This is a genomic window from Shewanella denitrificans OS217, assembly GCF_000013765.1.
Lineage (GTDB): Bacteria > Pseudomonadota > Gammaproteobacteria > Enterobacterales > Shewanellaceae > Shewanella > Shewanella denitrificans.
Genome location: NC_007954.1, coordinates 436,313 through 452,853, shown reverse-complemented (window position 1 = coordinate 452,853; position 16,541 = coordinate 436,313). Strand labels below are relative to the sequence as shown.

General features: G+C 49.5%; 3 protein-coding genes. All 3 read left to right on the top strand.

What is annotated here, in order from left to right; genetic code table 11:
* Nucleotides 1-24: 24 nt before the first annotated feature.
* The 3 genes from SDEN_RS20445 to SDEN_RS02025 all read left to right on the top strand — a co-directional run bounded on the left by SDEN_RS20445 (nt 25) and on the right by SDEN_RS02025 (nt 16,524).
* The gene (locus SDEN_RS20445) at nt 25-12,870 is read left to right on the top strand and encodes a VCBS domain-containing protein (RefSeq protein ID WP_041405640.1); all 12,846 of its coding nucleotides are present in this window, start codon (nt 25-27) and stop codon (nt 12,868-12,870) included.
* A gap of 98 nt (nt 12,871-12,968) precedes the next feature.
* Nucleotides 12,969-15,152: a type I secretion system permease/ATPase gene (locus SDEN_RS02030; RefSeq protein ID WP_011494845.1), complete on the top strand. Its 2,184-nt coding sequence runs from the start codon at nt 12,969-12,971 to the stop codon at nt 15,150-15,152.
* The gene (locus SDEN_RS02025) at nt 15,142-16,524 is read left to right on the top strand and encodes an HlyD family type I secretion periplasmic adaptor subunit (protein WP_011494844.1); all 1,383 of its coding nucleotides are present in this window, start codon (nt 15,142-15,144) and stop codon (nt 16,522-16,524) included. Before SDEN_RS02030 ends, SDEN_RS02025 begins: the two co-directional genes overlap by 11 nt.
* The last annotated feature ends 17 nt before the right edge of the window (nt 16,525-16,541 follow it).

Sequence of the window (16,541 nt, the reverse complement as noted above, 5' to 3'; positions counted from 1 at the left end):
AAATCAAAGCTGTTGGGGGCTTGTATGGGATCTGTAACTACGACTAAAAATGGTGTGCTGAGTACTGCTGAAGGAAACGTCACCTTAACCGTAAACAATGAAACACGTAATGTCCAAGCTGGGGAGACGATTCCTGCTGGCGCGACACTATTCTTTGCAGACAACCTACCTTATGTCATCACCTACAGCGACGGCAGCACAGAGACTAACGCAGCGGATTTCTTTGCCGACACTGATAATGACGACCCTGCAGCCCTTGCAGAAATTCAAGCATTACAAGATTTAATTGCATCTGGTGAAGACCCAACAGAAGACCTACCTGAAACCGCTGCGGGTACACCAACGGGTAATCAAGGCAATTCAGGCTTTGTTTCAGTAGGTCGTAGTGGTGATGAAACATTAGCCGCATCAGGTTTTGATACCACAGGCTTTACTGCAGCCCCAGCAGCCACGCCTAGCGATGATTTCATCGATACTAATGATTCCCCCTCAGTTCTAGCAAACGATAGCAATACTATTAATGAAGATGGTGTGGCCACAGGCAATGTGTTACTAAACGACAGCGACACGGACACAGTCTTGACAGTAACAAGCTTTGAAGTCGGTGGAACCAGCTTCCCAGCTGGCACATCTGTGACCTTAGAAGGCGGCGTATTAGTGCTTAATGCCGATGGGTCGTACACTTTCACTCCCAATGAAAATTGGAACGGCAGTGTTCCTGTTATCACTTACACCACAAATACTGGCTCAACGGCCACTTTGACCATCACTGTCACCCCTGTTGATGATCCATCTGTACTTGACAATGACACCAACACAATAGCTGAAGACACAGTTGCTAGCGGCAATGTACTGGATAACGACAGTGATCTTGATAACACTTTGACTGTGACCAGCTTCGAAGTAGATGGCACTAGCTATACTGCTGGCACCTCAGTAACGCTTGAGGGCGGCGTATTAGTGCTTAATGCCGATGGCTCTTACACTTTCACTCCCAATGAAAATTGGAATGGTAGCGTCCCCGTTATCACTTACACCACAAATACTGGCTCAACGGCCACTTTGACCATCACAGTCACCCCTGTTGATGACTCATCACTACTTATTAATGACACCAACACAATCGCTGAAGACACAGTTGCAAGCGGCAATGTACTGGATAACGACAGTGATCTTGATAACACTTTGACTGTGACCAGCTTCGAAGTAGATGGCACTAGCTATACTGCTGGCACCTCAGTAACGCTTGAGGGCGGCGTATTAGTGCTTAATGCCGATGGCTCTTACACTTTCACTCCCAATGAAAATTGGAATGGTAGCGTCCCAGTTGTCACTTACACCACCAACACAGGTTCTACTGCCACACTGACCATCGAAGTGACTCCTGTGGATGATCCAGCTGCGTTTGCTGGCGATGACATTGGCGCAGTGACCGAAGATGCAAGCAATCCAACTCTAGTTGACACTGGCACTTTAACTATCAATGACGCCGATACAGGACAATCTGTATTCCAAGTCGGCAATGGCACACCAAGTGTCGGCGCCTTGGGCAGCTTAACCATTGATGCAGCGGGCAATTGGACTTATAACGTTGCTAACGCAGATGTACAGTACTTGGCCGAAGGCGAAACCAAGGTTGAAACCTTTGTGGTCTTAAGTGCTGATGGCACAGAACACACCATCACCATCACCATCACCGGCACTAACGACATTCCCGTGATTGCTGGCGATGACATTGGCGCGGTGACCGAAGATGCAAGCAATCCAACTCTAGTTGACACTGGCACTTTAACTATCAATGACGCCGATACAGGACAATCTGTATTCCAAGTCGGCAATGGCACACCAAGTGTCGGCGCCTTGGGCAGCTTAACCATTGATGCAGCGGGCAATTGGACTTATAACGTTGCTAACGCAGATGTACAGTACTTGGCCGAAGGCGAAACCAAGGTTGAAACCTTTGTGGTCTTAAGTACTGATGGCACAGAACACACCATCACCATCACCATCACCGGCACTAACGACATTCCCGTGATTGCTGGCGATGACATTGGCGCGGTGACCGAAGATGCAAGCAATCCAACTCTAGTTGACACTGGCACTTTAACTATCAATGACGCCGATACAGGACAATCTGTATTCCAAGTCGGCAATGGCACACCAAGTGTCGACGCCTTGGGCAGCTTAACCATTGATGCAGCGGGCAATTGGACTTATAACGTTGCTAACGCAGATGTACAGTACTTGGCCGAAGGCGAAACCAAGGTTGAAACCTTTGTGGTCTTAAGTGCTGATGGCACAGAACACACCATCACCATCACCATCACCGGCACTAACGACATTCCCGTGATTGCTGGCGATGACATTGGCGCGGTGACCGAAGATGCAAGCAATCCAACTCTAGTTGACACTGGCACTTTAACTATCAATGACGCCGATACAGGACAATCTGTATTCCAAGTCGGCAATGGCACACCAAGTGTCGGCGCCTTGGGCAGCTTAACCATTGATGCAGCGGGCAATTGGACTTATAACGTTGCTAACGCAGATGTACAGTACTTGGCCGAAGGCGAAACCAAGGTTGAAACCTTTGTGGTCTTAAGTGCTGATGGCACAGAACACACCATCACCATCACCATCACCGGCACTAACGACATTCCCGTGATTGCTGGCGATGACATTGGCGCGGTGACCGAAGATGCAAGCAATCCAACTCTAGTTGACACTGGCACTTTAACTATCAATGACGCCGATACAGGACAATCTGTATTCCAAGTCGGCAATGGCACACCAAGTGTCGGCGCCTTGGGCAGCTTAACCATTGATGCAGCGGGCAATTGGACTTATAACGTTGCTAACGCAGATGTACAGTACTTGGCCGAAGGCGAAACCAAGGTTGAAACCTTTGTGGTCTTAAGTACTGATGGCACAGAACACACCATCACCATCACCATCACCGGCACTAACGACATTCCCGTGATTGCTGGCGATGACATTGGCGCGGTGACCGAAGATGCAAGCAATCCAACTCTAGTTGACACTGGCACTTTAACTATCAATGACGCCGATACAGGACAATCTGTATTCCAAGTCGGCAATGGCACACCAAGTGTCGACGCCTTGGGCAGCTTAACCATTGATGCAGCGGGCAATTGGACTTATAACGTTGCTAACGCAGATGTACAGTACTTGGCCGAAGGCGAAACCAAGGTTGAAACCTTTGTGGTCTTAAGTGCTGATGGCACAGAACACACCATCACCATCACCATCACTGGGACTAACGACACCCCGGTTATCGGCGAAGACAGTCAAGCCAGTGGCACTGTGATTGAAGCGGGTAATTTAGATAACGGCACCAATGTTGTCGGCACCCCAACAGCCACCGGCCTACTTGTGGCAACCGATGTTGATGCAGGCGCAGCGCTAACCTGGAGCGTGCAAGGCACGGCTGATAGCACTTACGGTGCCTTTAGCGTTGACCCTGTAAGCGGCCAATGGACTTACTCACTCGACAATGCCGCATCCGTCACACAAGCGCTGGCCGAAGGTCAATCTGCAGTGCTGACATTCACCGTGCGCGTCACGGATGAGCATGGTGCTTATGCTGAGCAATTGGTGACCATCACCATTACCGGCACCAATGACAGCCCCGTTATCACCAATGATGTCAGTCAGTTAGCGGGCTCCGTGGTCGAGGCAAGCGCCTCCGATAGCGGCACACCGACTGCAACAGGTCAATTGTCAGCGACCGATGTCGATGCCAATGCGACCCAAGCATGGAGCGTACAAGGCACCGCCGACACCACCTACGGCACCTTTAGCGTTGACCCAGCGAGCGGTCAGTGGACCTACACCCTAGATAACGGCTTACCGGCCACTCAAGCGCTGGCCCAAGGCCAAACTGAAACCCTCACATTTGTGGTGCGCGTCACCGACGATAAAGGGGCTTATGTTGACCAGACGGTCACCCTGACCATCACCGGGACTAACGACACCCCGGTTATCGGCGAAGACAGTCAAGCCAGCGGCACTGTGATTGAAGCGGGTAATTTAGATAACGGCACCAATGTTGTCGGCACCCCAACAGCCACCGGCCTACTTGTGGCAACCGATGTTGATGCAGGCGCAGCGCTAACCTGGAGCGTGCAAGGCACGGCTGATAGCACTTACGGTGCCTTTAGCGTTGACCCTGTAAGCGGCCAATGGACTTACTCACTCGACAATGCCGCATCCGTCACACAAGCGCTGGCCGAAGGTCAATCTGCAGTGCTGACATTCACCGTGCGCGTCACGGATGAGCATGGTGCTTATGCTGAGCAATTGGTGACCATCACCATTACCGGCACCAATGACAGCCCCGTTATCACCAATGATGTCAGTCAGTTAGCGGGCTCCGTGGTCGAGGCAAGCGCCTCCGATAGCGGCACACCGACTGCAACAGGTCAATTGTCAGCGACCGATGTCGATGCCAATGCGACCCAAGCATGGAGCGTACAAGGCGCCGCCGACACCACCTACGGCACCTTTAGCGTTGACCCAGCGAGCGGTCAGTGGACCTACACCCTAGATAACGGCTTACCGGCCACTCAAGCGCTGGCCCAAGGCCAAACTGAAACCCTCACATTTGTGGTGCGCGTCACCGACGATAAAGGGGCTTATGTTGACCAGACGGTCACCCTGACCATCACCGGGACTAACGACACCCCGGTTATCGGCGAAGACAGTCAAGCCAGCGGCACTGTGATTGAAGCGGGTAATTTGGATAACGGCACCAATGTTGTCGGCACCCCAACAGCCACCGGCCTACTTGTGGCAACCGATGTTGATGCAGGCGCAGCGCTAACCTGGAGCGTGCAAGGCACGGCTGATAGCACTTACGGTGCCTTTAGCGTTGACCCTGTAAGCGGCCAATGGACTTACTCACTCGACAATGCCGCATCCGTCACACAAGCGCTGGCCGAAGGTCAATCTGCAGTGCTGACATTCACCGTGCGCGTCACGGATGAGCATGGTGCTTATGCTGAGCAATTGGTGACCATCACCATTACCGGCACCAATGACAGCCCCGTTATCACCAATGATGTCAGTCAGTTAGCGGGCTCCGTGGTCGAGGCAAGCGCCTCCGATAGCGGCACACCGACTGCAACAGGTCAATTGTCAGCGACCGATGTCGATGCCAATGCGACCCAAGCATGGAGCGTACAAGGCGCCGCCGACACCACCTACGGCACCTTTAGCGTTGACCCAGCGAGCGGTCAGTGGACCTACACCCTAGATAACGGCTTACCGGCCACTCAAGCGCTGGCCCAAGGCCAAACTGAAACCCTCACATTTGTGGTGCGCGTCACCGACGATAAAGGGGCTTATGTTGACCAGACGGTCACCCTGACCATCACCGGGACTAACGACACCCCGGTTATCGGCGAAGACAGTCAAGCCAGCGGCACTGTGATTGAAGCGGGTAATTTGGATAACGGCACCAATGTTGTCGGCACCCCAACAGCCACCGGCCTACTTGTGGCAACCGATGTTGATGCAGGCGCAGCGCTAACCTGGAGCGTGCAAGGCACGGCTGATAGCACTTACGGTGCCTTTAGCGTTGACCCTGTAAGCGGCCAATGGACTTACTCACTCGACAATGCCGCATCCGTCACACAAGCGCTGGCCGAAGGTCAATCTGCAGTGCTGACATTCACCGTGCGCGTCACGGATGAGCATGGTGCTTATGCTGAGCAATTGGTGACCATCACCATTACCGGCACCAATGACAGCCCCGTTATCACCAATGATGTCAGTCAGTTAGCGGGCTCCGTGGTCGAGGCAAGCGCCTCCGATAGCGGCACACCGACTGCAACAGGTCAATTGTCAGCGACCGATGTCGATGCCAATGCGACCCAAGCATGGAGCGTACAAGGCACCGCCGACACCACCTACGGCACCTTTAGCGTTGACCCAGCGAGCGGTCAGTGGACCTACACCCTAGATAACGGCTTACCGGCCACTCAAGCGCTGGCCCAAGGCCAAACTGAAACCCTCACATTTGTGGTGCGCGTCACCGACGATAAAGGGGCTTATGTTGACCAGACGGTCACCCTGACCATCACCGGGACTAACGACACCCCGGTTATCGGCGAAGACAGTCAAGCCAGCGGCACTGTGATTGAAGCGGGTAATTTGGATAACGGCACCAATGTTGTCGGCACCCCAACAGCCACCGGCCTACTTGTGGCAACCGATGTTGATGCAGGCGCAGCGCTAACCTGGAGCGTGCAAGGCACGGCTGATAGCACTTACGGTGCCTTTAGCGTTGACCCTGTAAGCGGCCAATGGACTTACTCACTCGACAATGCCGCATCCGTCACACAAGCGCTGGCCGAAGGTCAATCTGCAGTGCTGACATTCACCGTGCGCGTCACGGATGAGCATGGTGCTTATGCTGAGCAATTGGTGACCATCACCATTACCGGCACCAATGACAGCCCCGTTATCACCAATGATGTCAGTCAGTTAGCGGGCTCCGTGGTCGAGGCAAGCGCCTCCGATAGCGGCACACCGACTGCAACAGGTCAATTGTCAGCGACCGATGTCGATGCCAATGCGACCCAAGCATGGAGCGTACAAGGCACCGCCGACACCACCTACGGCACCTTTAGCGTTGACCCAGCGAGCGGTCAGTGGACCTACACCCTAGATAACGGCTTACCGGCCACTCAAGCGCTGGCCCAAGGCCAAACTGAAACCCTCACATTTGTGGTGCGCGTCACCGACGATAAAGGGGCTTATGTTGACCAGACGGTCACCCTGACCATCACCGGGACTAACGACACCCCGGTTATCGGCGAAGACAGTCAAGCCAGTGGCACTGTGATTGAAGCGGGTAATTTAGATAACGGCACCAATGTTGTCGGCACCCCAACAGCCACCGGCCTACTTGTGGCAACCGATGTTGATGCAGGCGCAGCGCTAACCTGGAGCGTGCAAGGCACGGCTGATAGCACTTACGGTGCCTTTAGCGTTGACCCTGTAAGCGGCCAATGGACTTACTCACTCGACAATGCCGCATCCGTCACACAAGCGCTGGCCGAAGGTCAATCTGCAGTGCTGACATTCACCGTGCGCGTCACGGATGAGCATGGTGCTTATGCTGAGCAATTGGTGACCATCACCATTACCGGCACCAATGACAGCCCCGTTATCACCAATGATGTCAGTCAGTTAGCGGGCTCCGTGGTCGAGGCAAGCGCCTCCGATAGCGGCACACCGACTGCAACAGGTCAATTGTCAGCGACCGATGTCGATGCCAATGCGACCCAAGCATGGAGCGTACAAGGCACCGCCGACACCACCTACGGCACCTTTAGCGTTGACCCAGCGAGCGGTCAGTGGACCTACACCCTAGATAACGGCTTACCGGCCACTCAAGCGCTGGCCCAAGGCCAAACCGAAACCCTCACATTTGTGGTGCGCGTCACCGACGATAAAGGGGCTTATGTTGACCAGACGGTCACCTTGACCATCACCGGGACTAACGACACCCCGGTTATCGGCGAAGACAGTCAAGCCAGTGGCACTGTGATTGAAGCGGGTAATTTAGATAACGGCACCAATGTTGTCGGCACCCCAACAGCCACCGGCCTACTTGTGGCAACCGATGTTGATGCAGGCGCAGCGCTAACCTGGAGCGTGCAAGGCACGGCTGATAGCGCTTACGGCGCCTTTAGCGTTGACCCTGTAAGTGGCCAATGGACTTACTCACTCGACAATGCCGCATCCGTCACACAAGCGCTGGCCGAAGGTCAATCTGCAGTGCTGACATTCACCGTGCGCGTCACGGATGAGCATGGTGCTTATGCTGAGCAATTGGTGACCATCACCATTACCGGCACCAATGACAGCCCCGTTATCACCAATGATGTCAGTCAGTTAGCGGGCTCCGTGGTCGAGGCAAGCGCCTCCGATAGCGGCACACCGACTGCAACAGGTCAATTGTCAGCGACCGATGTCGATGCCAATGCGACCCAAGCATGGAGCGTACAAGGCACCGCCGACACCACCTACGGCACCTTTAGCGTTGACCCAGCGAGCGGTCAGTGGACCTACACCCTAGATAACGGCTTACCGGCCACTCAAGCGCTGGCCCAAGGCCAAACTGAAACCCTCACATTTGTGGTGCGCGTCACCGACGATAAAGGGGCTTATGTTGACCAGACGGTCACCCTGACCATCACCGGGACTAACGACACCCCGGTTATCGGCGAAGACAGTCAAGCCAGCGGCACTGTGATTGAAGCGGGTAATTTAGATAACGGCACCAATGTTGTCGGCACCCCAACAGCCACCGGCCTACTTGTGGCAACCGATGTTGATGCAGGCGCAGCGCTAACCTGGAGCGTGCAAGGCACGGCTGATAGCGCTTACGGCGCCTTTAGCGTTGACCCTGTAAGTGGCCAATGGACTTACTCACTCGACAATGCCGCATCCGTCACACAAGCGCTGGCCGAAGGTCAATCTGCAGTGCTGACATTCACCGTGCGCGTCACGGATGAGCATGGTGCTTATGCTGAGCAATTGGTGACCATCACCATTACCGGCACCAATGACAGCCCCGTTATCACCAATGATGTCAGTCAGTTAGCGGGCTCCGTGGTCGAGGCAAGCGCCTCCGATAGCGGCACACCGACTGCAACAGGTCAATTGTCAGCGACCGATGTCGATGCCAATGCGACCCAAGCATGGAGCGTACAAGGCACCGCCGACACCACCTACGGCACCTTTAGTGTTGACCCAGCGAGCGGTCAGTGGACCTACACCCTAGATAACGGCTTACCTGCCACTCAAGCGCTGGCCCAAGGCCAAACCGAAACCCTCACATTTGTGGTGCGCGTCACCGACGATAAAGGGGCTTATGTTGACCAGACGGTCACCTTGACCATCACCGGGACTAACGACACCCCGGTTATCGGCGAAGACAGTCAAGCCAGTGGCACTGTGATTGAAGCGGGTAATTTAGATAACGGCACCAATGTTGTCGGCACCCCAACAGCCACCGGCCTACTTGTGGCAACCGATGTTGATGCAGGCGCAGCGCTAACCTGGAGCGTGCAAGGCACGGCTGATAGCGCTTACGGCGCCTTTAGCGTTGACCCTGTAAGCGGCCAATGGACTTACTCACTCGACAATGCCGCATCCGTCACACAAGCGCTGGCCGAAGGTCAATCTGCAGTGCTGACATTCACCGTGCGCGTCACGGATGAGCATGGTGCTTATGCTGAGCAATTGGTGACCATCACCATTACCGGCACCAATGACAGCCCCGTTATCACCAATGATGTCAGTCAGTTAGCGGGCTCCGTGGTCGAGGCAAGCGCCTCCGATAGCGGCACACCGACTGCAACAGGTCAATTGTCAGCGACCGATGTCGATGCCAATGCGACCCAAGCATGGAGCGTACAAGGCACCGCCGACACCACCTACGGCACCTTTAGTGTTGACCCAGCGAGCGGTCAGTGGACCTACACCCTAGATAACGGCTTACCTGCCACTCAAGCGCTGGCCCAAGGCCAAACCGAAACCCTCACATTTGTGGTGCGCGTCACCGACGATAAAGGGGCTTATGTTGACCAGACGGTCACCTTGACCATCACCGGCACTAACGACACCCCGGTTATCGTTTCCGCAACTAATGCAACAGTTTCAGAAGAAGGCTTAATTAATGGCCTAGTGGATAATCAAGGTAATACTGACTCTACAAATGCGACTGTCGTCTCAGGAACCATTAACATTCAGGATGCTGATGGTGACGCTCTGACGGTATCTCTGTCAGGTCCTGCTGGGTTTACTTCTGGCGGCGATGCGATTGCTTGGATTTGGAATGCTTCATCTCACACTTTAACGGGTTATACAGGTACGCTCAATTCGGCCTCTTACTCAGAAGTCATGACCATAGCGCTGACTCCACCTCCAGCGGGTTCATCTGGTAACTGGGGCTATACATTGACGCTGCTTGATGTACTAGATCACCCCATTACTACAGAAGAAGACATACTGACACTTGCATTAGGGGTCAATGTAAGTGATGGCACTAACTCTACAACAGGTACGCTAACTATCGTTGTTGAAGATGATGCCCCTGTATTGTTGGAAAGCACAGCTGTTAACGTTACAACCATTGATATTCCTGACTCGTTAGTAGGTAAATTCAATTTAACCAACAAAATCGGTAATCATAACTCGCTTGATTTTGATGGCTTTACCATAACAGCCAAAGGCTTTACCTCTGCCACAAATTCAGCCTTAATTAACTCTCAAATTAATGGTTCAGAGTCTGGTATCGGGGTGAAAAGCGCCGGAGCACCGTACCATAACCTTGAAAATGAAGTTGACTTTAGGAAGTTTTCCGACGGTTCTTCTGCATCAGAAGAAGTTATTGTTAAACTCGATGCGGATACTATTGCTTACGGCGTGAAAATTGAGTTTGCTAAGATATATGGCGGCGAGCTTGAGAGTGGAGTTGTTGAATTCTGGCGTGATGGCCAATTGGTTTCGATCCAAACCTTCAACTCAGATGCTTCCAGTGGTAATTATGCTAAGAACTTCGAAGTGCTAGCTGGCGGCTTCGATACTATGATCATTCGTGCTACTGACAATGGTAAGCCTGCGAGCCATCCTGATAATAGTGATATGACCATTAAGTCTATCGAATTTATTGGTACAGCAGCTCCTATCGCAATTGCTTATGCGACAGGTACGTTAGCCCAAGAATGGGGAGCGGACGGCAAAGGCGCCTTCGAGTTTATGGGCAGTAATGAATCAGGTTTAACCACCGCAGATGGTCAAGCCATTACTATGACCTTAGTTGGAAACACTTTGGTTGGCAGAACTGATGCAGGCGATTTAGTCTTCAAAGTTGAGTTTACTCCAAGCACAGGTCAGTGGGATTTCTTCCAATACGAAGAAATGTTAACGCCTGTAGGGGATAATGACATCGACTTTAGAGTTAGGGCCACTGATGGAGATGGTGATGGTGTAATCTCAACCTTCGCTGTGAAGCCATTATTGGATACGGTTCCACCAACTGCACCTAGTGTTCTAATTCTGGATGATGTGAATAATAATGGCATATTAACCAATGCTGAAATCAACGATGATGGTGTGCAAATACAGGTTAATGTGGACCATGCGGATCTCGCTATCGGTGGCCATGTCACGCTAAATATTAATAATGCGGGTACCCCTGAAACATTACAATTAAAACTGAACTCCTCTGGTGAATTAGTCAATTTAGATGGAACGCCTCCAGCAAACACGAGCTTTAGCTACAGTAATGGTGTAATAACATGGACTGAGAGTACTCCTGACTCAGGTCAATCAATCACTGTGGATGCCACCCAAACGGATCTTTCTAATAACACGTCAATCAGTGCAACTGATACAGCGGAAGTTAGAATGACCTATGAATATGCTTCAGGTACTCATGGTGATAATACTATTGTGGGCACTGAGTCGAATGACATTATCGTCAGTGACCAAACAGGCATTCAAGTGGTTGATGGCCAGAATTACAATATCGCATTCATTGTTGATACCTCAGGAAGTGTGGGTACAAGTGCATTAAATACCATGAAAACTCAGTTAACCTCGGTATTTAATACTTTAAAAGCCAGTGCAATCGGTGTTCATTCTGGAGTGGTAAAAATACTGTTAGTGGATTTTGATACAGGACTTAAATTTGCAGTTTCTGTCAATTTAGCTGAGGCTAATGCTCTATCGACATTAACTACAGCGCTAGGCACTATGAGCTCTGGCGGCAATACCAATTACAAAGCAGGCTTTGATGCGGCCACCAGCTGGTTCACGAATGGAAGTGCCAGTACTAACCATGGCACTAACTTGACCTACTTCATCACTGATGGCCAGCCCAATACCGATGCGAATAAAGCACCAGCCGCATTTGCGTCACTTAATGCCAAATCTACTGTAGAGGCTATCGGCATAGGCAACGGCATTAATTACACCACACTTGCTGCATATGATACCGATCATACGCCAGTGACGGGTGTTAATGCCAACCAGCTTGCTGCTGTTATCTTAGGTACTGAAAATCAGTTATTACAAGGTGATGATACCGTTGATGGTGGAATTGGTAATGACATCATATTTGGCGATTTAGCCAAATTTGCAGGTATCGCAGGCCAAGGCTTCCCTGCTCTTAAGGAGTATGTCGCCTTACATACAGGTCAGAACGTTAATGACGTCGATATCAAAGCCGTTCATGCTTATATCACCAACCACATTCATGAGTTTAATTTAGCGAATGTTAATGATGGGAATGATACTTTACGCGGCGGTAGTGGTAATGACATCTTATTTGGCCAAGGTGGTAACGATTTACTAATAGGCGGCAATGGCGATGATACCTTAATCGGTGGCCTAGGTGATGACACCTTAACTGGCGGTGATGGACGTGATACGTTTGTCTGGTCTGCTGGTGAAACCGGAATAGATCACATTACTGATTTCAACATCAATCAAGATAAGTTGGATTTAAGTGATTTATTAATCGGTGAAGAAACCGGTAATTTATCTGACTATTTAAGCTTTAGCTTCAGCGGTGGGAATACCACTATTACTATCGATGCTGACGGAACAGGAGCAGGTACAGCAAATCAATTCATCGTACTCGATGGCGTGGATTTATCAGTTCAATATGGTAGCGCTAATACCGGTGACATAATTAATGGTTTGCTGGGTACCAATGGCAATGGTGCCTTGATTGTAGATACCCTAGCATCAACAGTTAATTCATCATCAGAGCAACTTATGCGTCATTTTGATGAATACAGCAAGAATGATGGTTCTTTACTACCTTAGTCTTTAACCCTTTTTATCGCTTAAACGGCTTATAGCAATATAAGCCGTTTTGATAAATACTTTGCATAATAATAATCATTCAAGGATAAGTATTAAAGGTGTCAGCAATTGCCCCTAAAAGCCAAGAACAATGGACCATATCAGCCTCTCAGAAAGTGACTGTGGATCCCCTTCTTGATTCTCTTGTGCTACTTACAGACCATTTTGGCAGTCCCTGCTCGAGTGATTCACTGACTGCAGGCTTGCCTTTAAATAGCGCAATCATTACGCCAGACTTATTACCACAAGCCGCAGCTAGAGCGGGTCTTGCGGCAAAATTATCCCGTAAAGATCTCAATCAAATGACAGGGCTGATGATGCCCTGCATTTTGTTATTAAAAGACAAAAAAGCCTGTGTGTTAAGGGCGCTGGATCTTGATGGTGATAAAGCGACTATTCAGCTACCAGAAACAGGCGGGGAAGAAATATTAACCTTAGGTGATTTAGAGTCACTTTATGTCGGTTATTTATTTTTAGTCAAGCAAGAGTATCGCGGTGATAAGAGTTTTGACGTTCACTTACATGACAACACAACTCACTGGTTATGGCAGACGGTAAAAGAGTCCGCGCCCATTTATAGAGATGCTTTAATTGCTTCTGTATTAGTCAACCTATTTGCCCTAGTGTCGCCACTGTTTATCATGAATGTTTATGATAAGGTCGTGCCTAACCTTGCATTTGAATCCTTATGGGTGTTAGCCATAGGTGCCGGGATAGCCTATATTTTTGACTTTATTATGCGGCAGCTTCGAAGCTATTTAATCGACGTGGCAGGCAAAAAAGTCGATATTATCGTCTCTTCAAAACTATTTTTTAAAGCCATTGGTATTCCTCTATCTAAACGCTCGCCAAGTGTCGGCGGTACAGCAAGGCAGCTAGGTGAATTTGATAGTATTCGTGAAATTTTAGCCTCCGCAACCATCACGACACTCGTTGATTTACCGTTCGCGATATTTTTTATCATCATTATCTATATCGTTGCCGGCGATCTAGCACTGATCCCTGTTATTGCCAGTATTTTGATTATAGGTTTCACACTGTATATTCAGCCAAAACTCAAAGCGGCCATAGAAGAAAGCAACCGCTTCGCCAGTCTTAAGCATGGTCATTTGATTGAAAGTTTAACGGCCATCGAGTCCATTAAAGCCAACGGGGCTGAGGGATTAGTTCAAAAAAGCTGGCAACAGATGATAGGCCATACCGCAAATTGGCAATTAATCACCAAAAAGCTCACTAACCATGTGACCCATGTTGCCAACTTCATCGTTCAATTCAGTGTTATTTGTATTGTCATTCTTGGGGTGTATCGAGTCGCTGATAATGAGATATCCATGGGTGGCATTATTGCTGCGGTTATCTTAGCAAGCCGTGCGATATCGCCAATGGCGCAACTGGCAGGCTTAATTACACGTGGTAACCATACAGCCAGTGCATTGAGACAACTTGATCAAATAATGACGCAAGAGGATGAATTTCAAAATAAAGGCCATCTTGCCAGTCAGTACAGGTTACAAGGGAAAATTAGTGCCGATAATATTGCATTTTGCTTCCCAAATTCAGAAAGGCCAGCCTTACACCCTATGTCCATGACAATACAACCAGGTGAACGAGTCGCCATTATTGGCCGCAACGGTTCAGGGAAAAGTACGCTCGCTAAAATGTTAGTGGGCTTATATCAGCCCACCCAAGGTAGCCTAAGCTATGATGGACTTGATTCTGGCCAAATTCACCCTAGCGACCTGCGTAGAAACTTTGGTTATTTGCCGCAGGATGTGACCCTTTTTCATGGCACCATAAGGGATAATATTTTATTTGGCACCAGGCAAGTTACCGAGCATCAGCTCATTAGAGCCGTGCAACTGTCTGGGGTTAGCATGTTCACAAACTTAGAATCTGAAGGCTTAGATCAACAGGTTGGAGAAGGCGGTTTATCCTTAAGTCGTGGCCAACGCCAAACGGTTGCATTAGCCAGAGCAACACTTAACGATCCTCCTGTACTTATGATGGATGAACCCACAGCCAGTCTAGATGCTAGGGCTGAAAAACAATTTATTCGCTCTATGCAACATGTATCAAAAGATAGGACCTTATTGCTTATCACTCATAAGATGCATTTATTAAAATTAGTTGACCGAATAATCGTCTTAGATCGTGGGCACATATTGGCCGATGGACCGAAAAAAGAAGTATTAGAGAAGCTCAATTATGGCTTACTCGCAGGAGCACAAGCCAATGAGCAATAAACTCACCAGTCAAGATCTTGAAATGGTTAATGATGTTTATGGTGCCATGCTATCAGATGCACCAACAGGCCATAGACTGATTATCTGGACGCTTACAGGCATGATGGTCAGTTTTATCATTTGGGCTTATTTTTCTGAACTAGATCAAGTCACCACGGGCACAGGTAAGGTGATCCCTTCCTCTCAAGTGCAATTAATTGACAGCTTAGATGGCGGTGTATTGCAGGAGATTTTCGTTGAAGAAGGTGTTCTGGTTACCAAAGGGCAGCCACTTGCGCGTATCGATGACACGCGTTTCCGTTCTGATTTTGCCCAACAAGAACAAGAAGTTTATGGATTGCAAACCAATGTGCTAAGAATGCGCACTGAGTTAGACAGCATACTTATCTCTGACATGTCGTCAAACTGGCGTGAACAAGTACTTATTACTAAGCAAGACCTAGTATTCCCTGTCGAACTGATAGAGCAAGAACCTGAGCTAGTGAAACGTCAGCAAGAAGAATATAACGGCCGTTTAGATAATTTAAGTAATCAACTTGAAATTTTAGTCCGTCAAATTCAACAGCGACAACAGGAAATTGAAGAGCTTGCCTCTAAAATAACCACCTTAACTAAAAGCTACCAGTTGGTGTCTCGAGAATTAGAACTGACTCGCCCCTTAGCTCAAAAAGGCATAGTCCCTGAGGTTGAGCTGCTGAAACTAGAGAGAACGGTCAACGATATTCAGGGGGAGCTTAAAACCTTAAGAATTTTACGCCCGAAGATGAAAGCCTTAATGGATGAAGCCATTCTTAAAAGACGAGAAGCTGTTTTCATTTACGCTGCTGACTTACGCGCGCAACTTAATGAATTACAAACTAAACTATCAAGAATGAACCAAGCTCAAATCGGTGCATTTGACAAAGTGAGTAAGGCTGTTATTACATCCCCGGTAAACGGGACTATAAAAACAATACATATCAATACATTAGGCAGCGTTGTTCAGCCGGGGGAGGAGATTATTGAAATTGTTCCATCAGAAGATCAATTACTGATAGAGACTAAGATTGCCCCTAAAGATATTGCATTTTTGCACCCAGGCTTGCCCGCAATAGTCAAAGTCACAGCCTATGATTTTACCCGTTACGGCGGATTACAAGGCACTGTAGAACACATAAGCGCCGATACATCTCAGGATGAAGAAGGCAATAGCTTCTACACCATAAGGGTAAGAACAAAAGAATCGAGTTTAATAAAAGACGATGGCACGCAGATGCCAATTATTCCTGGGATGTTGACTAGCGTTGATGTCATTACAGGAAAAAGATCAATACTTGAGTACATCTTAAATCCAATACTAAGAGCAAAAGATACAGCGCTTAGAGAGCGTTAGGCTAGAGAACCTGGAGG

What these genes read in the sequence shown, in the direction of transcription:
- SDEN_RS20445 (WP_041405640.1), top strand. Translation starts at nt 25, where the DNA reads ATGGGATCTGTAACTACGACTAAAAATGGTGTGCTGAGTACTGCTGAA.
- SDEN_RS02025 (WP_011494844.1), top strand. Translation starts at nt 15,142, where the DNA reads ATGAGCAATAAACTCACCAGTCAAGATCTTGAAATGGTTAATGATGTT.